Source organism: Streptomyces sp. NBC_00210 (assembly GCF_045160975.1).
Taxonomy (GTDB): Bacteria; Actinomycetota; Actinomycetes; order Streptomycetales; family Streptomycetaceae; genus Streptomyces.
Map to the genome: position 1 here is coordinate 4,358,057 of NZ_CP108120.1, position 24,460 is coordinate 4,382,516.

Below are 24,460 nucleotides of genomic sequence, written 5' to 3' on the forward strand. Positions count from 1 at the left end.
CCGTGCTGATGTATCGACTCGATACATCAGCACGATAGAACGACGTACCTCCTGCGACAAGAGTGGCCATCGTGAGCGGCGTCACATCGGCAATTCATGGGGGGCGAGTTGCCTGATTTGGGAGGACCTTCGGCCCTAGGCGGGTTTTGAGCGTGCGTAGTCTGTGCGCCATGCACACCGCCGGGAACCATGTGACGCCAGTGAGCGTCATCGTCGTGGGTGCACAGCGGATGAGTCCCTCGCAGGGCTTGTCCGTATCCATTTCGGGGGGACCGGAACTCAACTGCCGCTTCCAGGCGTCTCGCCTGCCCGAGGAGTAGTCGTTCGATGAGCGAGCACCGTCGCAAACCGCCGCAGTCCCAGGGCGGCGGCCGTGCCGCGGCCAGACGCGCCGCCCAGCAGCCTTCTGGCCGCCGCGCGGCCCCGCCCCGGGGCGATACCTCAGGATCTCCTTCCGCTGCGTACGGCGAGGAGCGTCCCCACGTCGGCCGGGCCGAGGCTCGCCGCGCCGCACAGCGGAGCGGAGGTGGTCGCCGGCGCGTTGACGAAGGCGCGGGATCCGGCCACGGGGGCCGGGGTGGCGGTCGGCGCGGAGGCGGCGGAGGGCATGAGGGCCGCGGTCGCGGCGGGCGGCCGTCCAAGCCGCGGTTCATCGACTATCCGCGCCACAACAAGTACGGATGGCGTCGCTGGGTCCCGTCGTGGAAGCTGGTCACCGGCCTCTGCCTGGGCTTCGTGGGCAGCCTGATGGCGGCCGCGACCATTGCGTACGCGATGGTGGGTGTCCCGAACCCGGACGCTACGGCTGAGGCGCAGAACAACGTCTACTACTGGGCGGACGGCTCTCAGATGGCCGCCACCGGTGGCGAGATCAACCGGCAGATCGTCGGTATCGATCAGATCCCCGACGCCATGCAGAACGCGGTGATCTCCGCCGAGAACAAGACGTTCAGGTCCGACTCGGGCATCGACCCGATGGGCATCGGCCGAGCCTTGGTCAACATGGCCAAGGGCGGCCAGACCCAGGGTGGCTCCACCATCACCCAGCAGTATGTGAAGAACGCGCGGCTCGGTGATCAGTCCCAGACCCTGACCCGTAAGTTCAAGGAGCTGTTCATCTCCATAAAGGTCGGCACGGACATGGACAAGCCGGACATTATGGCCGGCTATCTGAACACCTCGTACTACGGACGCGGAGCGTACGGAATCCAGGCCGCGGCGCGCACGTACTACGGCAAGAACGCCAAGGACCTGGAGCCCGACGAGTGCGCGTTCCTCGCCTCGCTCCTGAAGGGCGCCACCTACTTCGACCCGGCCGGCGCCAGGGACATCGACCCCGCGGCGACTCCGGAGGCCAACCTTGCTCGCGCCAAGGAACGCTGGAACTGGATCCTCGACGAAATGGTCAAGGACGGGCATCTCAGCGCCGCACAGCGGGGCAAGTACACCAAGTTCCCGAAGCCCCACGCGATCAAGAAGAACGCCCAGCTGAGCGGTCAGGTCGGCTATCTGGTGGACCTCGCCAAGTCCTACTTCCTCAACAACAACGACCAGGGCATCGACGCCAACAAGCTCGCGCGGGGCGGCTACGAGATCCATACGACCTTCCAGAAGGACAGGGTCAAGAAGCTCGAGGCCGCGGTCAAGAAGGTCCGGGACGCCAATATCAATCCCAAGAAGCGCCCGGAAACGGACACGCACGTCCAGTTCGGTGGCGCCTCGGTCGACCCGAAGAGCGGGGCGATCGTCGCCGTCTACGGCGGTGTGGACGCGACCAAGCACTTCACCAACAACGCCGACCAGACCGGTGCCCAGGTCGGATCGACCTTCAAGCCGTTTGTGCTGGCGGCGGCGATGCAAGACGGTGTGCGCGACCCCAAGCTCGGGGAAGAGCAGGGGCCCGGGGAGCGCAAGATCGTCGACCCCGACAAGAGCCGGTACAGCGGCAAGAACAAGCTCAAGATCAAGAAATACGACGGCACCGTGTGGAGGAACCAGGACAACGAGGAGTGGCTGCAGACCAACGACGGCAATGAGTCGTACGGGAACATCGACCTGCGCGAAGCCATGGTCCACTCCGCCAACTCGCCCTTCGTGCAGCTGGGCATGGACATTGGCATTCCGACGGTGAGAGCGGCGGCCGTCAAGGCCGGGCTGCTCGAGTCCAGCCTCTCGAAGTCGAATGTGCCGTCGTTCTCGATCGGTATCTCCGACCCCAGTGCCATCCGCATGGCCGGCTCCTACGCGACCTTCGCGGCCAATGGTGAGCAGCGCGACCCGTACTCCGTCACCCGCGTCGACGAGCGCGGCAAGACCATCTTCAAGCCCGATATCAAGCCCAAGCGCGCCTTCACCACCGCTGTCGCAAGCAATGTGACGGACGTGCTCAGGTCTGTGGTCGACGACCCCGAGGGCACCGGCAAGAACGCCCGGATCCCCGGGCGGCAGGTCGCGGGCAAGACCGGTACGACCGACGGCAACAAGTCCGCGTGGTTCGTCGGCTACACGCCGCAGCTGTCGACCGCCATCGACATGTACCGGATGGACGACGACGAGAAGAGCGGCAAGAAGCGCGAGTTCCTCGAGATGTACGGAACCGGTGCCCAGAAGAAGATCCACGGTGCGTCGTTCCCGTCGGAGATCTGGCAGACGTACATGACGCAAGCGCTCAAGAACACCGCGCTGGAGACCTTCCCGGAGCCCGAGTCCATCGATGGTGAGGCCATCTGGGGCGGCGGCGCCTCCAGCCCGCCCCCGTCGCCGTCCACCACGCCGTCCGGCACCCCGTCGACGACGCCTTCGGTTGACCCGTCCACCACGCCGTCCGGCAGCCCCGATCCGAGCCAGTCCTGCAACCCGTGGGAGGACATCACCTGCGGCACCAAGGGCGGTACAGGCAACGGCGGAGTCGACGGTGGACCCACCGGCGACCCGACGACCAGTCCGTCGACGACAGCACCAGGCACGAACGGTAACGGCGGCAACGGCAACGGCAACGGAGGCTTCTTCGGAGGCACGAGCAGTTAGCGGGCCGCCGTTCCACCCCCGCAGCGCCATGAGGGCCGCCGCACCCGGCACGCACAGCACCTGTGCGATCCGGTGGCGGCGGCCCTCGCCGTATCCCCCACCCCGTACGGCAGGATGTGCAGCATGCCCAGCGCAGAAGAGATCAGCGTGTACCAGGACCGGCCGGAGCAGCCGGAGCGGCCGGACGTACGGCCCACGCGGCGGGACTCCGTCGCCGCGTCCGGCAGTGAGCTGATCGGCGGTCCGGCGGGCCGCTGGGCCTGGCGTGGCAACAGCGGCTGGCTCACTCCGGTACGCGTCGTCGCCCTGGTGGCCATCGGCATGTTTGCGCTTGGCATGGTGCAGAAGCTGCCGTGTTACAACTGGGCCTGGTTCAGGGGTGCCAGCTCCCAGTACACCCACGCCTGCTATTCGGACATTCCGCATCTCTACGTGGGGCGCGGTTTCTCCGAAGGGCTCATCCCGTACTTCGACCGGCTGCCCGGCGACATGCAGTACCTCGAGTACCCGGTCCTGACGGGTCTGTTCATGCAGGTCGCCTCCTGGCTCGATCTGGCCGGCGGCTCCGTGCAGCACCGGGAGCAGATGTACTGGCTGGTCAATGCGGGCATGCTGATGATCTGCACCGCGGTCATCGCCGTCTGTGTGACCCGCACACACCGCCGTCGCCCCTGGGACGCCCTGCTGGTGGCTCTGGCACCCGCCTTCGCGCTCACCGCGACCATCAACTGGGACCTGCTGGCCGTGGCGCTCACCGCCGCCGCGATGCTGATGTGGTCACGCGGCCGAGCGCTGGCCTTCGGCGTCCTCATCGGGCTCGCGACCGCCGCCAAGCTCTATCCCGTACTGCTCCTCGGCCCGCTGCTCCTGCTGTGCTGGCGGGCTGGCAAATGGCGAGAGTTCGCCGCTGCGGCGCTCGGTGCGGCAGGCGCGTGGCTGGTGGTGAATCTGCCGGTGATGCTGATGGCGCCGGAAGGGTGGAAGAAGTTCTACACCTTCAGCCAGGAGCGGCAGGTCGACTTCGGCTCGTTCTGGCTGATCATCACGCAGCGCACGGGCGAGCCGCTGGAAGTCGAGTCGGTGAACACGTACGCGACACTGCTGATGATCCTGGCGTGCGCGGGCATCGCGGCGCTGACGCTCGGCGCGCCCCGGCGGCCCCGTTTCGCGCAGCTCGCTTTCCTGGTCGTCGCCGCGTTCATCGTCACCAACAAGGTCTACTCGCCTCAGTACGTACTGTGGCTCATTCCGCTTGCCGCGCTGGCCAGGCCGCGCTGGCGGGACTTCCTGATCTGGCAGGCCTGCGAGGTCATGTACTTCCTGGGGATCTGGATGTACCTCGCGTACACGACCAGCCCCAAGCACCAGGGGCTGCCGCCCGAGGGCTACCAGGTGGCGATCGCCCTGCATCTGCTGGGGACGCTGTATCTGTGCGCCGTGGTCGTGCGGGACATCCTGATGCCCGAGCGCGACGGTGTACGCCAGGACGGCTCGGACGACCCGTCGGGCGGTGTGCTCGACGGGGCCGACGACGTCTTCGTACTGGGGCGGAGGGCCCATCCGCCACGGCATGCGGCGCACGCGGTGGAGGGTCCGCGGGTGGACTGGGGGACGCCCTCGCAGGGGTCCGGAGAGCCGCAGTAGTCAGCCTGACGGCCCGGCCTTCGGCTTCAGCGGTCGACGAGACGGTCGAACTGGGTCGTCGTATGGCGCAGATGTGCCACCAGCTCGTCGCCGACCTTGGGCTCCTGCGAGTCGGACGGGATGAACAAGATCGACACCTGCATGTGCGGCGGCTCGGCGAACCAGCGCTGCTTGCCTGCCCAGACGAACGGCGACAGATTCCGGTTGACGGTCGCGAGACCCGCGCGGGCGACGCCCTTGGCCCGCGGCATCACGCCGTGCAGGGCCTTCGGAGCCTCCAGCCCGACGCCGTGCGAGGTGCCGCCGGCCACCACGACCAGCCAGCCGTCCGATGCCGCCCTCTGCTGGCGGTAGCCGAAGCGGTCGCCCTTGGTGACACGGGTTACGTCGAGGACGGCGCCGCGGTACTCGGTGGCCTCGTGGTCGCCGAGCCACAGCCGCGTACCGATGCGGGCGCGGAAGCGGGTCTGCGGGAACTGCTGCTGGAGGCGGGCCAGTTCCTGGGCGCGCAGATGGCTGACGAACATGGTGTGCAGCGGCAGCCGGGCCGCGCGCAGCCGGTCCATCCAGCCGATGACCTCCTCGACCGCGTCGGAACCGTCCGTACGGTCCAGCGGCAGGTGCAGGGCGAAGCCCTCCAGACGTACGTCCTCGATGGCCGCGTGCAACTGGCCGAGCTCCTGCTCGGTGATGCCGTGGCGCTTCATGGAACTCATGCACTCGATGACGACCCGGGCGCCCACCAGTGCGTACACACCGTCGACCGAGGAGACGGAGCGGATGACGCGGTCGGGCAGCGGGACCGGCTCCTCGCCCCGTCTGAAGGGCGTGAGGACGAGGAGGTCGCCGCTGAACCAGTCCTTGATCCGGGCCGCTTCGTAGGTGGTGCCGACGGCCAGCATGTCCGAGCCGAAGCGGGAGGCCTCCTCCGACAGGCGCTCATGACCGAAGCCGTAGCCGTTGCCCTTGCAGACCGGTACGAGGCCGGGGAACTGGTCGATCACGGACTTCTGGTGCGCCCGCCAGCGCGCGGTGTCGACGTAGAGGGAGAGCGCCATGGCCGGTCCGGAACCCTTCTGGTGTCTGCGGTGTATCAGAGGTATGTGCGAGATTTACGAGATTACGACCGAGGTTACGGCGCCGTCGGCGGCCGCGTCAGCGACGCGACATGTACATGTCCAGCGCCTTGTGCAGCAGCTTGTTGAGCGGGAAGTCCCACTCGCCGACGTACTCGACGGCCTCGCCGCCCGTGCCCACCTTGAACTGGATCAGGCCGAAGAGGTGGTCGGTCTCGTCGAGGGAGTCGCTGATGCCGCGCAGGTCGTAGACGGTCGCGCCCATCGCGTAGGCGTCGCGCAGCATCCGCCACTGCATCGCGTTCGAGGGCCGGACCTCGCGGCCGATGTTGTCGGACGCGCCGTACGAGTACCAGACGTGCCCCCCGACGACCAGCATCGTTGCCGCGGACAGGTTCACCCCGTTGTGCCGCGCGAAGTACAGCCGCATGCGGTTCGGGTCCTCGGTGTTCAGCACGGTCCACATGCGCTGGAAGTACGAGAGCGGGCGAGGCCGGAAGTGGTCGCGCACGGCGGTGATTTCGTACAGCCGCTGCCATTCGGCGAGATCCTCGTAGCCGCCCTGGACGACCTCGACACCGGCCTTCTCGGCCTTCTTGATGTTGCGTCGCCACAACTGGTTGAAGCCCTTGAGGACATCGTCGAGCGAACGGTTCGCCAGCGGCACCTGGTAGACGTACCGAGGCTGTACGTCGCCGAAGCCGGCGCCGCCGTCCTCGCCCTGCTGCCAGCCCATCTTCCGCAGCCGGTCGGCCACTTCGAACGCCCGCGGCTCGATGTGCGTCGCCTCGACGTCCCGCAGCCGCTTGACGTCCGGGTCCTGGATGCCGGACTTGATCGCGGGTGCCTCCCAGCGGCGGATGACCACCGGCGGGCCCATCTTCACGGAGAAGGCGCCCTGTTGCTTCAGGTGGGCGAGCATGGGCTGCAGCCAGTCGTCCAGATTCGGGGCGTACCAGTTGATCACTGGACCCTCGGGCAGGTACGCGAGATAGCGCTTGATCTTGGGCAGCTGGCGATACAGCACCAGGCCCACGCCCACCAGCTCACCGCTCCTGTCGAACCAGCCCAGGTTCTCCGACCGCCATTCGGTCTTCACATCAGCCCATGCCGGGACCTGGCAGTGACTTGCCGCGGGCAGGGTCTGGATGTACGCCAGATGCTGCTCTCGGCTGATGGTCCTCAGGGTCAGGCTCATGCGGGGCGCTCCTCGGCAGGTGTGTCCCCATGGGTACAGGGGCTCCGGCTCTCGCGCCGAAGCCTACTGGGCCGTGAGAACGCCCCGCGTGGCCGAGGGAGAACGGGGCTAGTAGCCGATCAAGCCACCGAAGAGCCCACCGTCTGCCATACCGAGGTAGAAGCCGAAGGCAGAGGCGCCGAGTCCGACGATCAGGAGGAAGCGTTCACGGGTCGTCACCGAGATGAACTGGCCGTACGCGCCAGCGAGGACCCCGATCAGTCCGGACCAGGAGCTGAGGATGTGAAGGTTGTCGAACTGGGCGGTGACGAAGGACAGCACGCCGAGCGCCAGGGTCATCACCATCAGGGTGTCCTGGAGCGGATGGGGTTTGCCGTCCGTGGCGAAGAGAGAGCCTGTGGGGTTCGGTCGCATTGTCTGTGCCATGAAGCACCTCCTGGCGTTTCCGGAATGCGGCGCACTGTGACGCCGCCCACACCCGATGTGTACAGGGTGCGGCCCGTGACCACCGGATTTCAACCCGGGGCACGTCTGCGGGTACTCTGTACGGTCTGCACCGGTGTCTGCCCTGGCCAGAAGACGATCCTCCGCGATTGTCAGTGGCGGCGGATACCGTTGCTTACGCATCACGACCCTCCTGCCACGGAACGACCGTGGCCGCTGAGTCCAAAGGAGGTGGGTTCCACATGCGTCACTACGAGGTGATGGTCATCCTCGACCCCGATCTCGAGGAGCGCGCTGTCTCCCCGCTGATCGAGAACTTCCTCTCCGTCGTCCGCGAGGGCAACGGAAAGGTTGAGAAGGTCGACACCTGGGGCCGTCGTCGTCTCGCTTACGAGATCAAGAAGAAGCCCGAGGGCATCTACTCGGTCATCGACCTGCAGGCCGAGCCTGCGGTCGTCAAGGAGCTCGACCGCCAGATGAACCTGAACGAGTCGGTCCTCCGGACCAAGGTCCTCCGTCCCGAGACCCACTGAGCACCTAGCTCAGAGGTCATCGGGTTCGAGTAGCAGCAAGCAGCCAGCAGCAATCCCGCCGAGAGGTTCACCCATGGCAGGCGAGACCGTCATCACGGTCGTCGGCAATCTCGTCGACGACCCCGAGCTGCGCTTCACCCCGTCCGGTGCGGCGGTCGCGAAGTTCCGTGTCGCGTCCACTCCCCGCACCTTCGACCGTCAGACCAATGAGTGGAAGGACGGCGAAAGCCTCTTCCTCACCTGCTCGGTCTGGCGTCAGGCCGCGGAGAACGTCGCCGAGTCGCTCCAGCGCGGCATGCGTGTCGTTGTCCAGGGCCGGTTGAAGCAGCGGTCCTACGAGGACCGCGAGGGCGTCAAGCGCACGGTCTACGAGCTGGACGTCGAGGAAGTCGGCCCCAGCCTCAAGAACGCCACGGCCAAGGTCACCAAGACCACCGGTCGCGGCGGCCAGGGTGGCTACGGCGGCGGCCAGCAGGGCGGCGGCAACTGGGGCGGCGGTCCCAGTGGTGCGCAGCAGGGCAGCGGCGGTGCACCCGCCGACGACCCCTGGGCCACCAGCGCGCCGGCCGGTGGCGGCCAGCAGCAGGGCGGTGGGGGCGGCTGGGGCGGAAGCTCCGGCGGTTCTGGCGGCGGCTACTCGGACGAGCCCCCCTTCTAAGGGATCCCTCCCGGGGAGCTCGTACCCCACTTCTTGATCACACAGGAGATACACATGGCGAAGCCGCCTGTGCGCAAGCCGAAGAAGAAGGTCTGCGCATTCTGCAAGGACAAGACCGTGTACGTGGACTACAAGGACACGAACATGCTGCGGAAGTTCATTTCCGACCGCGGCAAGATCCGTGCCCGCCGCGTTACCGGCAACTGCACGCAGCACCAGCGTGACGTCGCCACGGCCGTGAAGAACAGCCGTGAGATGGCGCTGCTGCCCTACACGTCCACCGCGCGATAAGGGAAGGGTGACCGAATCATGAAGATCATCCTCACCCACGAGGTCTCTGGCCTCGGTACCGCCGGCGACGTCGTTGACGTCAAGGACGGCTACGCTCGCAACTACCTGGTTCCGCGTGGTTTCGCGATCCGCTGGACCAAGGGTGGCGAGAAGGACGTGGCGCAGATCCGCCGCGCCCGCAAGATCCACGAGATCGCAACCATCGAGCAGGCCAACGAGATCAAGGCCCGGCTCGAGGGCGTCAAGGTGCGTCTGGCTGTTCGCTCCGGCGACGCCGGCCGCCTCTTCGGCTCCGTCACCCCGGCCGACATCGCCTCGGCGATCAAGGCTGCCGGTGGTCCGGAGGTTGACAAGCGTCGCGTTGAGCTCGGTTCGCCGATCAAGACCCTGGGTTCGCACCAGGTGTCCGTGCGTCTGCACCCCGAGGTTGCCGCGAAGCTGGGCGTCGAGGTCGTCGCCGCGTAACGCTGCGCACTGCAGAGCATGAGAGGGCCGCACCCCCCAGGGGTGCGGCCCTCTTGCTGTTCAGTTGGTCCGTTTCACGTGAAACATCGGCTCAGCGCGTAGCGCCGGTGACGATCCAGCGGCCGGAGCGCATTCGCAGCCACAGCGTCAGCATGCGGACCGTCATCATCAGGGTCATGGCCCACCACAGTGCCGTCAGCCCGCCGCCGATCATGGGAACGAGCAGGGCGACAGGCGCGAAGACCGCCAGCGTCACGAGCATCGCCATGGCCAGATAGCGGCCGTCGCCCGCTCCCATCAGCACACCGTCGAGTACGAAGACAACGCCCGCGATGGGCTGGGAGACGGCGACCACCAGCAGGGCCGGGAGGAGGGTGTCATGCACTGCCGAGTCGCTGGTGAACAGAGGGATGAAGAGCGGTCGGCAGACCACGACGAGGATGCCGAGCACCACACCGGTGGCGATGCCCCACCGCACCATGCGGCGGCAGGCCTGGCGGGCGCCCTCGGCGTCATCGGCCCCCAGATAGCGGCCGATGATCGCCTGCCCGGCGATGGCGATCGCGTCCAGGGCGAAGGCCATGAGGCTCCAGAGCGAGAGGACGATCTGGTGGGCGGCGATTTCGGTGTCTCCGAGGCGGGCCGCCACGGCGGTGGCGATCAGCAGGACGGCGCGCAGCGAGAGCGTGCGGACCAGTAGGGGAACGCCGGCCTGGGCGCTGGCCCGTATGCCGGCGGCGTCGGGGCGAAGCGACGCCCCGTGCCGTCGCGCTCCCCGGACGACGACGACGAGATAGGCGGCGGCCATGCAGACCTGGGCGATGACCGTGCCCCAGGCGGATCCTGCGATGCCCAGGCCCGCCCCGTAGACGAGTCCTGCGTTGAGGGCTGCGTTGGCGGCGAAGCCGCCGACGGCGACATACAGAGGAGTCCGGGTGTCCTGGAGGCCGCGCAGTACACCGGTCGCGGCGAGCACGATCAGCATGGCCGGGATGCCGAGGCTGGATATGCGGAGATAGGTCGTGGCGTACGGGGCGGCGGTGTCGGAGGCTCCGAAGGCATGGACGAGCCAGGGCGCCGTGGGGAGGGTGACCGCGACGACGACGGCGCCAAGGAACAGCGCGAGCCAGATGCCGTCCATCCCCTGGCGGATGGCTGCCGCGAGATCGCCCGCTCCGACACGGCGGGCGACGGCGGCCGTGGTGGCGTAGGCGAGGAAGACGAAGACGCTCACGGCGGTCATCAGGAGCGCCGCCGCGACCCCCAGTCCGGCGAGCTGGGGGGTGCCGAGATGGCCGACGATGGCGCTGTCGACCATCACGAAGAGCGGCTCGGCGACGAGGGCTCCGAAGGCGGGGACGGCGAGCGCCACGATCTCTCGATCGTGGCGTCGCCGGAGGTCCTTCGGTGCCGTTGGAGCCTGTGTCATGGCAGCAATCTAATCTTCCACAGGTAAGAGATGCAATTGCTGTGCAGTCCTTACCTATCCTCCAGGTGCGGGTTCTGCTGTGCGCTATTTGTTGTGATCTTGATCCAGCTGGGAAAGTTTTTCTCCCCCACAGTCAGTGGACAGAAAAAGGCCAGGTCAGGGACTGTGTGGCGGGGTGGTGATGAGTTTGTCCACAGTACTGTCCCCCGGTCCGTGCACAGGTTCTGCAGAGTTCTCCACAGCATCTGGTCCGTCGTCCACATGGCCTGTGGATAACCAGATTGGCTGACGGTGCAGACGGGCCTACCGTGGACCGTCGCCCGACGCGCCCGAAGCGGAGTCCGGCCGTTCGTTTTGTCAGTGCCGTGCCGTAGAAAGAGTGGCACGGCGAGGTCCGCGGGGCGGACGGGAGGAGGTGGCGCGGGTGAGCATTTCCGAGCCCTTGGACGATCCGTGGGCAGCCGACAGCGGCCCCGGTGACCGCCTGCCCGTCTCCCGCCAGCGCCGCAACGACAGCCGTGGGGGCCGAGAGGACCAGCACGAGCGCGGCAGGGACAGTGGCGGCTGGGACGGCGGCTCCCCCGGCTTCGAGCGCGTCCCTCCGCAGGACCTGGACGCCGAACAGTCCGTCCTCGGCGGCATGCTTCTCTCCAAGGACGCCATCGCCGACGTCGTCGAGATCATCAAGGGCCATGACTTCTACCGGCCCGCCCACGAGACCGTCTATACGGCGATCCTCGACCTCTATGCCAAGGGTGAGCCGGCCGACCCCATCACGGTCGCGGCCGAGCTGGTCAAGCGCGGCGAGATCACCCGGGTCGGCGGCGCCCCGTACCTCCACACCCTGGTCCAGTCGGTCCCGACCGCGGCCAACGCCTCGTACTACGCCGAGATCGTTCATGAGCGTGCTGTCCTGCGCCGCCTTGTGGAGGCCGGCACCAAGATCACTCAGATGGGATACGCCGCCGACGGCGATGTCGACGAGATCGTCAACTCCGCCCAGGCCGAGATCTACGCCGTCACCGAGCAGCGGACCAGCGAGGACTATCTGCCCCTCGGCGACATCATGGAGGGCGCGCTCGACGAGATCGAGGCGATCGGTTCGCGCAGCGGAGAGATGACCGGCGTGCCGACCGGGTTCACGGACTTCGATTCGCTGACCAACGGCCTGCATCCGGGCCAGATGATCGTCATCGCGGCCCGTCCCGCCATGGGTAAGTCCACACTGGCGCTGGACTTCGCCCGGGCCTGCTCAATCAAGAACAATCTGCCGAGCGTGATCTTCTCCCTCGAAATGGGCCGCAACGAGATCGCGATGCGTCTGCTGTCCGCCGAGGCGCGAGTGGCGCTGCACCATATGCGCTCCGGGACCATGACGGACGAGGACTGGACACGGCTGGCCCGCCGGATGCCGGATGTGTCGCAGGCCCCGCTCTATATCGACGACTCCCCGAACCTGTCGATGATGGAGATCCGGGCGAAGTGCCGACGGCTGAAGCAGCGAAATGATCTGAAGCTGGTCGTCATCGACTATCTGCAGCTGATGCAGTCCGGCGGCTCGAAGCGCGCCGAGAGCCGTCAGCAGGAGGTCTCTGACATGTCCCGAAACCTCAAGCTGCTGGCCAAGGAGCTGGAGCTCCCGGTCATCGCGCTGTCGCAGCTGAACCGTGGTCCCGAGCAGCGTACGGACAAGAAGCCGATGGTCTCCGACCTGCGTGAATCGGGCTCCATCGAGCAGGATGCGGACATGGTCATCCTGCTGCACCGCGAGGATGCGTACGAGAAGGAGTCACCGCGCGCCGGTGAGGCGGACCTGATCGTGGCCAAGCACCGTAACGGTCCCACCGCGACGATCACGGTCGCCTTCCAGGGACATTACTCACGCTTTGTGGACATGGCGCAGACCTGATCCCAGAGCGTGCAGTGGCGCGTACCGCGTACTGCCACGAAATGAACTCGACGTCGCCTTGGCTGCCCGATAGACCTGCCCCATGACCTCACCCTGTGAAGAGCTCCTCCCCGCCACGCGGCGGGCCCTTCTGCATCGCATCGCCGTTGCCCAGTCCGAGGGGCGCGCGCCCTCATTCGTCGCTGCCGTGGGGCGCGACGGGCAGCTGGCCTGGACGGGTTCACGCAGTTCGGTCGACGGGCATAAACCGGATGCCGACACCCAGTACCGCATCGGCTCGATCACCAAGACGTTTACGGCCGTCCTGGTGCTGAGGCTGCGCGACGAGGGTCTGCTCGATCTGAACGATCCTCTGGAGAAGCACCTTCCTGGCACCGGCGTGGGGGATGTGACCATCGCTCAGCTGCTTGGTCACAGTGCAGGGCTGAGCGCGGAGGCTCCGGCGCCGTGGTGGGAGCGCACGCCGGGCTCGCTCCGTCCCGGGCTTGCCGATGTCCTCGGGGACCAGTCCCGGATGCATCCCGTCGGCCGGTGCCATCACTACTCCAACCCCGGCTATACGCTGCTCGGTTCACTGATTGAGGCGGTGCGCGGAGCGTCCTGGGAGGACGTTCTCCAGCGCGAGATCCTCGGGCCGCTCGCCATGCACCGCACGACTGCACAGCCCCGAGCCCCGCATGCCGGCGGCTGGGCGGTGCATCCCTGGGCCGATGTGATGCTGCCCGAGCCCTCCGAGGACCTCGGGCTGATGGCCCCGGCAGGACAGCTCTGGTCGACGGCAGCCGACCTCTGCCGCTTCGCCGCGTTTCTCGCCGAGGGCGACGACCGTGTGCTGAGTGCGGCGTCCGTGCGGGAGATGCGTACGCCCTCCGTGCCTCCCGAGGCTGAGGAGTGGGACAGCGGCTACGGACTGGGGATGCAGATCGTGCGGAAGGACGGCCGTACCCTCGTCGGGCACCAGGGTTCGCTGCCCGGCTTTGTTGCCGCGCTGTGGGTGAGTGTGGACGACGGGCTCACCGCGGTCGCGCTTTCCAATGTCACCTCGGGGCCGCTTACCGGATCGGTCGCCGCCGATCTCGTACGGATCGTGGCCGAGGCTGAGCCGCGCATCCCCGAGCCCTGGCGGCCGTTGCCGGAGGTCGACCAGGAGCTGTTGGAGCTGACCGGGCCCTGGTACTGGGGGACGTACTCCTTCGGGCTGCGCCTGCTCGCTGACCGTGGCGTAGAGCTTCAGCCGCTGCGTGGCGGCGCCCGAGGGTCGCGCTTCTTCGCGGAGACGGACGGGACCTGGACCGGTCGTGAGGGCTATTACGCGGGGGAGACCCTGCGCGTGGTGCGTCGGGAGGACGGCTCGGTGAGCCATCTCGACCTGGGGTCCTTCGTCCTCACCCGTGAGCCGTACGAGCCGGGGACGGCAGTTCCTGGAGGCGTTGACGAGGAGGGCTGGCGCGGGCTTCAGGTGTGAAACGGATGTGATGTTTCACGTGAAACCGCCCGAGGCTGATCCCGGTCAGCCGCCAGGCCGGACCTGGCAGCCATCAGGCCGTCAATGCCCGCTCCAGTGGCGTACGGAAGCGGGGCGTGATCCTGGCCTCGCCCACCCAGCCTGACAGCCGTGAGGCCTCTGCCGCGATGACGGCGGTCGCCTCACGGCCGGGATCGGTCAGCAGCCGCCACACGATTTCCCCGTCCGGGCGTTGTGCCCAGCCGCCGATGATCTCCCCGTTCCACCACACCGTGGGGCCGATATTGCCCGTTCGGTCGAAGAGGACCGCGCGATGGTCCGCGGCGAGATGGAGGCCGCGGCCCGCCCAGGCCATGGCGCTGGGATCGAGCGCGGGAAGCAACGCTGCCCAGGGCTCCACGGCCGGTTCAGGCGCGGTGTCGCCGGGCGCCACATAGCCAGTGCCCTCATCGAGCTGGACTTCCTCCGCAGCCACAGCGGCCAGCGCCTTGCGTACGTCGCCGAGAGTCCAGCCCGTCCACCACTTGAGGTCGGCCTCGGTGGCGGGCCCGTACGAGAGCAGCCAGCGGCGGGCAAGCTCGGCCCGAGCCTCGGCAGCGGACAGGGCGGGCCAGGGGTCGCTGGCCGTCCAGCGGAACTGGCTGGAGGTCCAGGAGCCGCGTGGCCGGTCCCGCCGGATGCGGCCGGCGGAGGCAAGCAGCCGGATGACACGGGTGGCGACGCCTTGCACCGTTTCGTACTTCTTGCCGGGGAAGACGGTGATCTTCGTCTTCAGGGCCGGAACATCGGCGGAGAGCTGGCTGCCGGTTGCGGAGCCACGCGTTGCGAGGGCGGCCAGCACCGCCTCCTCGGCCTCCGCGAGCCACTGCTCGTCCAGCCCGTTCGCCTCCTCCGCCAGGTGCCCGACGAGTGTCTTGCGCTCTTTGAGCGCGATGGCGCGCGCGGTGGAGGCGTCGACATACGGAGCGAGTTCGGCTGAGACGGCGAAGAGCGTGTGCCGCATGGAGAGGAGCCGTACCAGCGCCACGTCCTCGTACAGGGCCTGTTCCACCGCCTCGACACTCGGCTCGGTGAGGCGGGCGCAGGCGGAGAGGAAGACCGTGGCGGCGTCGGTGGCATGCAGCGCGACGACCGCGTCGGCGGCGGCCACCGGTGAGTCCGTCCGTACTGAGGGGGCGAGCCGATGGCGGCGACCGAGCCGGATGCGGCGTTGCTCGTCGCTGATCCGAAGCACGGTGAACTCCCTTGGTCAGAGCTGGAGTTTAAAACCGACGTGGGAAGGCTCGAAGCCGAGGCGCTCGTAGAAGCGACGGGCGTCGGTGCGGGATGCGTCCGAGGTCAGCTGAACCAACTGGCAGTCCTGGCGGCGGGATTCGTCGATGGCCCATTCGATGAGCCGGGTGCCCAGTCCGCTGCCGCGCTCGTCGGCGTGGATCCGTACGCCTTCGATGATCGACCGGGTGGAGCCGCGCCGGGACAGTCCGGGGATGATCGTGAGCTGAAGAGTTCCCACCACCCGGTGCTCGCGTATGGCGACCGCCTGAATCTGGTTCGGATCCTGGGCCAGTCGCTCGAAGGCCGCGGTGTACGGGGTGAGGTCGTCCGGCGACTCGCGCTGGGCGCCCAGTGGGTCGTCGGCGAGCATCGCCACGATCGCCCGGATGTCGTTCAGCACGGCGGGTCGTATCTCCAGATCGCTCATGATCCGCAGATTACGCGGGGACCCGCAGTTCCTCGACCGTCCTGACCAGGGGAGCCAGCTCGGGGTTCTTGGCGGCTTCGTCGAGAGCCTCGCGCAGGGCCGTGTCGTTGGTGGGGCGGGCTCGGGCGAACAAGGCCAGGCCGGCCTCGGTGACATCGGTGTAGATGCCGCGCCGGTCCGTGTCGCAGAGATAGCGGGTCAGCAGACCGCGGTCCTCGAGGCGGGTGACAAGGCGAGTGGTGGCGCTCTGACTGAGGACGACGGCGTCGGCCACCTGCTTCATCTGCAGATGTCCGCCCGGGCCGCTGTGCTGGCGGCTGAGGACGTCGAGGAGTGAGTACTCGCGCATGCTCAGGCCGTGCTTGCTCTCAAGGGCACGCTCGATGTGCGCCTCGATCCTTCCGTGGAGCAGGGAGAGGGCGCACCAGCTCTGGGAGAGCGGGGTGAGCGCGGGGTCGGTCGCCGTCATGTGTCTTCCTCCTCCGTGCCCGAGCGGCTCCTACCCAGGATAGACGACGAGTGCAATATCCCGCGCTTGCAAATATCCTGGGCTCGCGCCACGGTTCGCCCGACTTTCCCGGGTCAGCCCGCAGCGACCGTCAGCGGAGCGAAGCGCCGGGTCCAGTCGCCGGGGAGGTCCGGGATGCCGTAGGTCATCACCGCGTTGAAGGCGACCGTCTCCAGACCGCGGTCCTTCAGCCACGCGATCAGTTCCTCGTGGCGTACGTCGATATCCGTACGGAACGGCCGGTCCGTGCCTGCCGCCAGGGAGGTGATCAGCGCCTTCGCCGTCTCCGAGTCCCGGGCGATCAGCGGGCCGACGACATGAGTCTCCATGTTCGGCCAGGCCGCCGCGTATCCCGTCAGGACGCCGTCCTCTTCCGCCACCCGCAGCTGGTCGGCGAAGGCCGGAAGACGCGTGATCATGTGGGTGCGGTCGAGGCCGAAGACCTCGGTGTCCAGGCGCAGTATGGCGGCGAGGTCATCGGCGGTCGCCGGTCGAGTGGTCACCGTCGCCTCGGGGGCATGGTCCTCGGCCTGGAAGTGGCCTCGGACCATCTCGGCGCGGCCGACGTTCACAAAGCCCAGCTGCTCATAGAGCGGCTGCCCGTACGGGGTGGCGTGCAGCGTGACCGGGGTGTCTCCGGCCTCTGCCAGCACATGCGTCATCAGACGGCGTCCGATGCCCTGGCGGGCGTACTGCTCGGCGACAAGCACCATCCCGATCGCGGTGAGCCCGTCGCCGTACGACGTCAGTACGCAGGCGGTCACCAGTCCCTTGCCCGCCGGGTCGTCGATCCCGTACCCCCTCCCCGCTGCGAGCAGCAGGCCCCATTTGTGCTCCTCGCGCGGCCACCCTCGGTCCTCGGAGAGATCGGCGCAGGCAATGAGGTCGTCCGTGGTCAGACGGCGAATGGGCAGCTGGGGGAGCGGAGTCGACATGGTGGTCAGGCTGTCGGACGCAGTGATCGTTCGTCCAGTGCTTTCCGGGAAGTGGCCGGCACACGCATTCGTCGACCGCGCCGCGTCAGACCCCATGGCTTGAGCACCGAGATGACGGTCATGAAGACATACGCGCTGAAGGAGACGACAGGTCCCATCACCAGGTCGAGAGGGTCGGCCGGCGGTGAGCCCGAGGCGACGGCTTCGACCGCGGCATTGACGCCCGGACGCAGCGCGAAGACCGACGCGGTGATGGTGACAAGGGTCAGCCAGAACTTCGTAAAGACCCAGTGGTGCCTGGCGAGCCCCCACTTCGTACCGAGCGAGAGAACGAGGCCGCTCAGCAGGGTCAACAGCGCGACGGGAATCACCAGCCAGTCCGTGAACACCTTCATCGAGCGGCAGGCGGCCTCGATCATGGGCGCGGATTCCGTGGTGGCTGCGGTGAGAGCCAGCGCGAGCAGGCCGAGCGTAAGCCCGAGCCAGGCGGCGGACGCGGCGACATGGACGACGAGGAGGGCCCGGCGAGCGGAGCGCTTGAGTGGTTTCACGTGAAACACCGTGCCGGGAAGCGAGTCATATCGCGTCTGACAGCGGGAGTAATCCCGGGTACTAACCTCGGCGTACATGGCGGACAAGGAGACAACGCGCAGGCTTCACATCTTCGATCTCGACGGCACGCTGATTCGCGGGTCGGCTGCGGCGGTGGAGATATCCCGGCAGCTCGGGCTGCTGGAAGAGATCGGTGAGCTGGAGGGGGAGTTGATCGCCCACCGGATCGGACCGCCGGAGTATGCGGAGCGCGTGCACGCTCTGTGGAGCGATCTCACCGAGGCGCATGTTGCGGCGGCCTTCGAGGCGGCCCCCTGGCTCGACGGCATCCAGGAGGTATGGCGGGAGATCCGTGAAGGCGGGGACTACTGCGCCGTCATTTCGCTCTCACCCTCCTTCTTCGTGGAGCGGCTGCTGAGCTGGGGAGCTCATGCGGCGCACGGCTCGCGCTTTCCCGAGTTGCCGTTCACCCAGCCAGTGGACCCGTCGGGCATTCTCAACGCGGCAGCCAAGGTGAAGATCGCGGACCGGCTGTGTGCAGAGTTCGGGGTGACTCTGGACAGATGCGTTGCATACGGTGATTCCATGTCCGACGCGGAGATCTTTGCGGTAGTGCCCACAACGGTAGCGATGAATGCCGATCACTATCTGTCCGGACTGGCCACACATACCTATACAGGGGGCGATCTGCGCGAGGCCTACGAACAGGTGCGATTCGGCAGGTAGTTCACGAGCCCGGAGTGGCCCGGGAGACCCGGCACAAGGACACGGGGGCAATGAAGCGTAACGGGAAAGCGGGTTCGGATGCCCGGACTTTCCGCTCTTTGTCCCCCGTGATGACAGCGCCTGGCATGCTGCGACGACGGGCGCTGCGGGCAATGTCACATTCCGGGCTCAGACGCCCCGGTTCGGCGCGCGGCCGAGGTTAGTGTGGCTGGCAGTAGTCCTGAGGCAGAGCGGGGAATTGAGGCACGTTCCGATTTCAACGGAAGTGCGTGGACCGACCGAAAGATGTTCGAGGCGAGGCAGACAATGGACGCTCCGACCACCACGTCGGCCGACAACGGCACTTCAGGGGAGAACGGCGGGGGCGGATGGTTCACCCCTCGTAAGACGCCGGTCCAGGGCAGGCCCGCCCCCGGTGAGGGGGCTTCCGCGGGTGACGCCGGGCAGGAACGAATAGCCGCGCAGAGGCGTCCCGTCGCCTCCATACGGCCGGTGGGCTCCGAGGGGTCACGGCCCGGCCCGCCGCCGGTGCGGGGGCAACCGAGAACCGTCGAGGACGGTGTACCGGACACCTCGATGGACCAGGCGCTCGTCGACGACCCCCCGGCAGATGACATTCCGGCCGAGCATGCGGCGGCCGAGCAACCGCCCGACGACCCGGCCGGGGGAGCCCACGCGGGGCCCACGGCTCACGGCGCCGCCGATCCCTCCACGGACCCGAGAGCCCGCGAAAGAGACGCGGAGCCCCGGGTCCCGAGTCCCCGCGAGGCCTCGCACCCCGCCGGAGCCCCTCAGCACCGTGAGGCGGCCTGGCCCCCGGGGCCCGCAGGGCGGCTTCATATGGCAGGCCGGCCCCACGAGGCCCCCTACAACGCCGCTGCACCGCACCAAGCCGCGGCCCCGCACAACCCCGCCGCGTCCTACGAAACCGCGGTACCCCGTGAAGCCACCGGGCCGACCGAGGCCCCAGCCCGCAACGAAGCTCCCGCTCGCCACGAGGCTCCGGTCCACCCCGAGGCTCCCGCCCGCCACGAACCCGCCGCGGACGGCGCGTCCCCCGACGCCATCCTCATCCGCCGCACCATGGCGGAGATCGCGCCCGTGGCGGACAAGGTCACGTCGTACTTCTACGCCTTGCTCTTCGTCCGTCACCCCGAGCTGCGTGGTCTCTTCCCCGCCGCCATGGACGCCCAGCGCGACCGGCTCCTCAAGGCCCTGCTCACCGCCGCCGAGCACATGGACAACGCGGCCGTGCTCACCGACTACCTCCAGCACCTGGGCCGCGGCCACCGCAAGTACGGCACGCAGCCTGCGCACTATCCCGCCGTCGGCGAGGCCCTGATCGGCGCGCTGACCCGGTACGCCACGGGTACCTGGGACGAGGAGACCGAGGCCGCCTGGGTGCGGACATACACCACGATCTCCCAGATCATGATCGACGCAGCGGCCGAGAATGAGCGGCACGCGCCCGCCTGGTGGCACGGCGAGGTGGTCTCGCACGACCTCAGGACCCCAGACATCGCCATCATCACCGTCCGCCCGGACCAGCCGTACGCCTTTGTGGCGGGCCAGTACACGAGCCTGGAGACGCCCTGGTGGCCGCGGATCTGGCGCCACTACTCCTTCGCCGGGGCGCCTCGCGCCGACGGTCTGCTCTCTTTCCATGTCAAAGCGGTCCCGGCCGGCTGGGTCTCCAACGCCCTCGTCCACCATGCCCGCCCCGGCGACGTCCTGCGCCTCGGTCCGCCCGCCGGCTCGATGACCGTCGACCACACCACCGACAACGGCCTGCTCTGCCTGGGCGGCGGCACCGGCATCGCGCCCATCAAGGCGCTGGTCGAGGATGTCGCCGAGCACGGTGCGCGGCGCCAGGTGGAGGTCTTCTACGGGGCGCGCACCGACTACGACCTCTATGACATCGACACCATGCTGCGGCTCCAGCAGACGCACCCCTGGCTGTCGGTCCGGCCGGTGGTCGACGGCCGTTCGCAGTTCCCCGACGCCGTGCGCGAGTACGGCCCCTGGTACGAGTACGACGCATATCTCTCCGGCCCGCCCGGCATGATCCGCAGTGGCGTGGACGCACTGCGCGGCATCGGCATCCCGTTCGACCGGATCCGCCACGACTCCCTCGAAGAGCTGGTGGCAGCGGGGGACTAGCTGAGATCAGCCCAGGTCGGGGGCGTGCATCGCACGTACGCCCTCGATATTGCCGTCCAGATAGTGCCGCAGCGACAGGGGTACGAGATGGACGGCGGCGATCCCGACCCGGCTGAACGGCACCCGTACGATCTCGTACTCCCCACAGGGCTCGTCGATCTCCGGGCCGTGCCGGCGCGAGGGATCCATGGACTCGAGGCGGCAGACGAAGAAGTGCTGCACCTTCACGCCCGTCACACCCCCGTCCGCGATGTGCTCGACGGTGTCGACGAAGCAGGGCACCACATCGGTGATCTTGGCGCCGAGCTCCTCGTCCACCTCCCGGTGGAGTGCGTCGACGACGGTGGCGTCCTCGGGCTCGACCCCGCCGCCCGGCGTCAGCCAGTACGGATCAACGCCGGGTTTGGTGCGCTTGATGAGGACGAGATCGTCTCCGTCGAGCAGGATGGCGCGTGCGGTGCGCTTGACCACTGGCCGTTCGGTCATGGCTAGAAAATGGCCCGCGACGCCCGTTCTGAAACTCCTGACCACCGGGCGATCACCAGTCGACGGCAGCGCGCAGCAGCCACTCGTGCGCCCGCGCGATGTGCGGAAGGGAGAGTGTGCCGGTCCGTACGGCGAGAAAGTACGTACGCAGTGGGGGCACCGGAGGGTCGAGGAGCGGTACGACCCGCCCGTCCCGGATGGCCTCCTCGCACAGATAGCGCGGAAGCACGGCGAGCCCCGCGCCCGAGGCCGCGGCCTCCAGGACGGCCCGGAGGTCGGGGACTATGACGGCGCCCGCGGCGGCCGGACGGGAGTCGAAGACGGCGGACCAGTACCGCGAGACCAGTGGCAGGGACTCATGGACCTCCACCACGGGCAGCTGCTCCAGCACCACATGCCCGCCGCGCAGCACTCCAGGACTCAGCCGGGCAGCCCAGCGCGGCGAGGCGACCAGTACATGCTCCTCGTCGCAGAGCGGAGTCGACGTGAGCAGTCCGCCGCGCGGCCTGGCGGTGGTGATGGCCAGATCGTGATGCCCGGCGGCCAGCCCTTCCAGGGTCTCCTCGGCGTTTTTGAAAGAGGCCCGGAGGGTGAGCCCCTGCGAAATCAGTGGGGTGAGGGCCGGCAGGGCGCGTAACGAGGTGAACTCCGGAGGCCCGGCGAGATGCAGGGTCCGTACGCCCGATTCCTCGTCCAGACCGGTCTCGGTGATCTCCACCAGGGCGTCCAGATGGGGGGCTGCCCGGTGCGCGAGTTCGTCCCCGATGGTCGTGGGGGTCACGCCGCGGGCCTGGCGCAGAAACAGCGGCCGTCCCAACTGCCGCTCCAGCGTGCGGATCTGGCCGGTCACCGCAGGCTGGGAGAGCCCGAGCAGCGCCGCGGCGCGGGTGAAGGAGCCGGCCCGGTGCACCGTGACGAATGTGCGCAACAGGGCCAGATCCATGCCAAGCCCCTCCCGGCCGACGATGCCCACGGACCCGGACAACTATAAATAAGTCGATAGGCCGCTGTCGCTACTGTGATTGGACACTGACGCACAGTCAACTAGCCTTGTTCACACGGTTCTTCGCGCGTGGAACCGGGGCGGTCCGAGCCATGAGGGGGGAGGCTCGGGCCGCCCGTTTGCGGTAGGGGCCGCTCAGCGCCCGGGCGTACCCCGGCGTACGCCCCCCGGCCCGCCGAACGCCCCCATGGCCGACCTAACGATCTGACTCGTCCAGCGCCCGCAGCACATCCGCCACGAGGTCCGCCGCGTCCTCGGCGCCCGCCGAGAAGCGGATGAAGCCCTCAGGTACGGCGTCGCCGCCCCAGCGCCCGCGGCGTTCCGCGGTGGAGCGCACCCCGCCGAAGCTCGTTGCGTCGTCCACCAGCCGCAGAGCGCCCAGGAATCGTTCCGCGTGCCCGCGATCGGGCAGTACGAACGAGACCACGCAGCCAAAACGCCGCATCTGCTGTGAGGCGATCTTGTACGAGGCATCCGTCGGCAGGCCGGGGTAGCGCAGCCCGGTCACCTCGCCGCGCCCGCGCAGCGCCTGCGCGAGCGCCAGCGCATTCGCGCACTGCCGCTCGATCCGCAGTTGCAGCGTGGCCAGCGAACGATGTGCGAGCCATGCTTCCATCGGGCCCGGAATCGCCCCGACGACCTTGCGCCAGCCCCGTACACCTGCCGCCAACTGCGGATCGCGGCAGGTCACATGGCCGAGCAGGATGTCGCCGTGGCCCGTCATGCCCTTGGTGTCGCTGGCTACCGAGAAGTCGGCGCCCAGCTCCAGCGGGCGCTGCCCGAGCGGCGTCGCAAGCGTGTTGTCGACCGCGACCAGCGCGCCGGCCGAGTGCGCCGCCTCGGCCAGCCGTCGCACGTCGCACACATCGAGCCCCGGATTGGACGGGGTCTCGATCCACAGCAACCGAGCCCCGTCCAGCACGGACAGCTGCGCGTCGTGGCCGGTCGGCGCGGTCCTGACCTCGACGCCGTACGCCTCGAGCCGTTCGCGCAGGAGCGGCAGCGCCTGATAGCCGTCGTCCGGCAGGACCACCGCGTCCCCGGCCTTCAACTGGGAGAAGAGCACGGCCGAGACCGCCGCCATTCCCGAGGCGAAGACGGTGGTCTCGACGGGCTCGCCCGGTGCCTCCAGCTCGCCGATCGCCCGCTCCAGATGGGTCCAGGTCGGGTTGGTGTCACGGCCGTAGGTGTAGGGCCCGGTGGGCTCGCCGGACAGATGGAAATGGGCAGCGAAGACCGGTCCCGGCAGGGTCGGTTCGTACTGCTGCGGCTCGGGCAGCCCCGCCCGCACCGCCCTCGTACCGTCTCCAGCGCCGGCACCGCTCACGCCGCTCATGCCGCCTGCTCCTCCACTGCTGTGCGTACGGCGTCGAGCAGACCCTCGCTCGCCGCCTCCACCATCGCCAGGCACTCCTCGAACCCGTCCATGCTGCCGTAATACGGATCCGGAACATCCAGATCCCCGGCCGCGAGGTCGGGCGACGGGCGGTCGTACGACCGCAGCAGCCGCACCTTCGCGGCGTCAGCGGCAGTCGGCGCGAGCCGCCGAAGCTCCCGCGCATGCCCCTCGTCCAGGGCTATCACCAGATCGAGGAGCGGGAACCACGCGGCCCGGAACTGCCGTGCGCTGTGCTCCGATTCGTAGCCATTCGTCTCCAGGACGGCGATGGTGCGCCGGTCGGCGCCGTCGCCCTCGTGCCAGGCCCGGGTGCCGGCGCTGTCCACCTCGATCACCTCGCCGAGTCCGGCCTCCGCCACTCGCGCGCGGAAGACGGACTCGGCCATGGGCGAGCGGCAGATGTTGCCGGTGCAGACGAAGCAGACGCGATACGCAGATCTCACGCGGTGTTCAGTCCTTGTCCGGGAGGGCGACGTTCAGCGCCCATGAAACGACGGAGATGATCAGGCCGCCGAGCACGGCCGTTCCGAAGCCTTCGACATGGAAGTTCAGATCGAGCTTGTCGGCCAGCCAGGAGGTCAGCAGCAGCATCAGTGCGTTGATGACCAGCGTGATCAGACCGAGGGTGAGTATGAACAGCGGCAGTGTCAGCAGCTTCACCACGGGCTTGACGATGAAGTTGACCAGGCCGAAGAGCAGTGCCACCAGGACCAGGGTCAGCGCCTTCTTGCCGGTGCTGTCGCCGGTCAGTGTGATGTCCTGCAGCAGCCAGATGGCCACCAGAAGGGCCGCTGCATTGGCGACCGTCTTGACTACGAAATTCATCATGTGTCTGATCGTGACAGACGTG

Annotated in this window: 24 protein-coding genes; 10 read left to right on the plus strand and 14 right to left on the minus strand. The window is 68.1% G+C overall.

Annotation, left to right across the window (positions count from 1 at the left end; all coding sequences use genetic code 11):
- The first annotated feature begins 327 nt into the window (after positions 1-327).
- Entirely contained in the window at positions 328-3,027 is a 2,700-nt protein-coding gene (locus OG729_RS19710; protein WP_405807379.1) for a transglycosylase domain-containing protein, read from the plus strand.
- Between the two features lie 123 nt (positions 3,028-3,150).
- Positions 3,151-4,671, plus strand: a complete 1,521-nt coding sequence (locus OG729_RS19715; RefSeq protein ID WP_405807381.1) for a glycosyltransferase family 87 protein — start codon at positions 3,151-3,153, stop codon at positions 4,669-4,671.
- Between the two features lie 26 nt (positions 4,672-4,697).
- Here the strand turns inward: OG729_RS19715 and OG729_RS19720 are convergent, their stop codons facing one another.
- The 3 genes from OG729_RS19720 to OG729_RS19730 form a co-directional block, all read right to left on the minus strand.
- On the minus strand, positions 4,698-5,729 hold the full coding sequence (locus OG729_RS19720) for an alanine racemase (protein ID WP_360867177.1): 1,032 nt from the start codon (positions 5,727-5,729) through the stop codon (positions 4,698-4,700).
- Positions 5,730-5,826: 97 nt separating this feature from the next.
- Positions 5,827-6,945 (minus strand): lipid II:glycine glycyltransferase FemX, encoded by a 1,119-nt coding sequence (locus OG729_RS19725; protein ID WP_405807383.1) that lies wholly within the window; start codon positions 6,943-6,945, stop codon positions 5,827-5,829.
- A gap of 108 nt (positions 6,946-7,053) precedes the next feature.
- Positions 7,054-7,371 (minus strand): hypothetical protein, encoded by a 318-nt coding sequence (locus OG729_RS19730; RefSeq protein ID WP_405807384.1) that lies wholly within the window; start codon positions 7,369-7,371, stop codon positions 7,054-7,056.
- A 260-nt stretch (positions 7,372-7,631) separates the two neighbouring features.
- On the opposite strand from OG729_RS19730, the gene rpsF reads away from it, so the two are divergent.
- From rpsF to rplI, 4 genes are all read left to right on the plus strand, one after another.
- Positions 7,632-7,922, plus strand: a complete 291-nt coding sequence (rpsF, locus tag OG729_RS19735) for a 30S ribosomal protein S6 (RefSeq protein ID WP_004950685.1) — start codon at positions 7,632-7,634, stop codon at positions 7,920-7,922.
- 73 nt (positions 7,923-7,995) lie between these two features.
- A complete protein-coding gene (locus tag OG729_RS19740) occupies positions 7,996-8,580 on the plus strand; it encodes a single-stranded DNA-binding protein (RefSeq protein ID WP_360867185.1) in 585 nt (194 codons plus the stop codon).
- 54 nt (positions 8,581-8,634) lie between these two features.
- Positions 8,635-8,871, plus strand: a complete 237-nt coding sequence (gene rpsR / locus OG729_RS19745) for a 30S ribosomal protein S18 (protein WP_003956534.1) — start codon at positions 8,635-8,637, stop codon at positions 8,869-8,871.
- A gap of 18 nt (positions 8,872-8,889) precedes the next feature.
- Entirely contained in the window at positions 8,890-9,336 is a 447-nt protein-coding gene (rplI, locus tag OG729_RS19750; protein WP_360867189.1) for a 50S ribosomal protein L9, read from the plus strand.
- 91 nt (positions 9,337-9,427) lie between these two features.
- On the opposite strand, the gene OG729_RS19755 is transcribed toward rplI, so the two are convergent.
- Positions 9,428-10,765 carry an MATE family efflux transporter gene (locus OG729_RS19755; protein WP_405807386.1) on the minus strand — a complete coding sequence of 446 codons (1,338 nt, stop codon included), beginning with the start codon at positions 10,763-10,765 and terminating at the stop codon, positions 9,428-9,430.
- A 442-nt stretch (positions 10,766-11,207) separates the two neighbouring features.
- Here OG729_RS19755 and dnaB point away from each other — a divergent pair, with 442 nt between their 5' ends.
- Both dnaB and OG729_RS19765 read left to right on the plus strand, forming a co-directional pair.
- Positions 11,208-12,674, plus strand: a complete 1,467-nt coding sequence (gene dnaB / locus OG729_RS19760) for a replicative DNA helicase (RefSeq protein ID WP_360867397.1) — start codon at positions 11,208-11,210, stop codon at positions 12,672-12,674.
- Between the two features lie 82 nt (positions 12,675-12,756).
- Positions 12,757-14,139, plus strand: a complete 1,383-nt coding sequence (locus OG729_RS19765) for a serine hydrolase domain-containing protein (RefSeq protein ID WP_405807388.1) — start codon at positions 12,757-12,759, stop codon at positions 14,137-14,139.
- Between the two features lie 73 nt (positions 14,140-14,212).
- Here the strand turns inward: OG729_RS19765 and OG729_RS19770 are convergent, their stop codons facing one another.
- The 5 genes from OG729_RS19770 to OG729_RS19790 form a co-directional block, all read right to left on the minus strand.
- Positions 14,213-15,373: a winged helix DNA-binding domain-containing protein gene (locus OG729_RS19770; protein WP_405807389.1), complete on the minus strand. Its 1,161-nt coding sequence runs from the start codon at positions 15,371-15,373 to the stop codon at positions 14,213-14,215.
- Positions 15,374-15,388: 15 nt separating this feature from the next.
- Entirely contained in the window at positions 15,389-15,841 is a 453-nt protein-coding gene (locus OG729_RS19775) for a GNAT family N-acetyltransferase (RefSeq protein ID WP_405807390.1), read from the minus strand.
- A gap of 10 nt (positions 15,842-15,851) precedes the next feature.
- Positions 15,852-16,310 (minus strand): MarR family winged helix-turn-helix transcriptional regulator, encoded by a 459-nt coding sequence (locus OG729_RS19780; RefSeq protein WP_405807392.1) that lies wholly within the window; start codon positions 16,308-16,310, stop codon positions 15,852-15,854.
- Positions 16,311-16,423: 113 nt separating this feature from the next.
- Positions 16,424-17,284 (minus strand): GNAT family N-acetyltransferase, encoded by an 861-nt coding sequence (locus OG729_RS19785; RefSeq protein WP_405807393.1) that lies wholly within the window; start codon positions 17,282-17,284, stop codon positions 16,424-16,426.
- Positions 17,285-17,289: 5 nt separating this feature from the next.
- On the minus strand, positions 17,290-17,835 hold the full coding sequence (locus tag OG729_RS19790) for a DUF2269 domain-containing protein (protein ID WP_360867210.1): 546 nt from the start codon (positions 17,833-17,835) through the stop codon (positions 17,290-17,292).
- A 76-nt stretch (positions 17,836-17,911) separates the two neighbouring features.
- Between OG729_RS19790 and OG729_RS19795 the strand changes: the two genes are divergently transcribed.
- Complete coding sequence (locus OG729_RS19795; protein WP_405807394.1) at positions 17,912-18,562, plus strand: HAD family hydrolase; 651 nt, start codon at positions 17,912-17,914, stop codon at positions 18,560-18,562.
- A gap of 306 nt (positions 18,563-18,868) precedes the next feature.
- Positions 18,869-20,722 carry a globin domain-containing protein gene (locus OG729_RS19800; protein ID WP_405807396.1) on the plus strand — a complete coding sequence of 618 codons (1,854 nt, stop codon included), beginning with the start codon at positions 18,869-18,871 and terminating at the stop codon, positions 20,720-20,722.
- Positions 20,723-20,728: 6 nt separating this feature from the next.
- Here the strand turns inward: OG729_RS19800 and OG729_RS19805 are convergent, their stop codons facing one another.
- The 5 genes from OG729_RS19805 to OG729_RS19825 form a co-directional block, all read right to left on the minus strand.
- Positions 20,729-21,208, minus strand: a complete 480-nt coding sequence (locus OG729_RS19805; RefSeq protein WP_360867219.1) for an NUDIX hydrolase — start codon at positions 21,206-21,208, stop codon at positions 20,729-20,731.
- Positions 21,209-21,260: 52 nt separating this feature from the next.
- Positions 21,261-22,151 carry a LysR family transcriptional regulator gene (locus OG729_RS19810; protein ID WP_360867222.1) on the minus strand — a complete coding sequence of 297 codons (891 nt, stop codon included), beginning with the start codon at positions 22,149-22,151 and terminating at the stop codon, positions 21,261-21,263.
- 256 nt (positions 22,152-22,407) lie between these two features.
- Positions 22,408-23,547, minus strand: coding sequence for a cystathionine gamma-lyase (locus tag OG729_RS19815; RefSeq protein ID WP_405807397.1), 1,140 nt, complete (start codon positions 23,545-23,547; stop codon positions 22,408-22,410).
- Entirely contained in the window at positions 23,544-23,996 is a 453-nt protein-coding gene (locus tag OG729_RS19820; RefSeq protein WP_405811196.1) for a low molecular weight protein-tyrosine-phosphatase, read from the minus strand. Before OG729_RS19820 ends, OG729_RS19815 begins: the two co-directional genes overlap by 4 nt.
- Positions 23,997-24,060: 64 nt before the next feature.
- Positions 24,061-24,438 carry a phage holin family protein gene (locus OG729_RS19825; RefSeq protein ID WP_360867229.1) on the minus strand — a complete coding sequence of 126 codons (378 nt, stop codon included), beginning with the start codon at positions 24,436-24,438 and terminating at the stop codon, positions 24,061-24,063.
- Between the last annotated feature and the right edge of the window lie 22 nt (positions 24,439-24,460).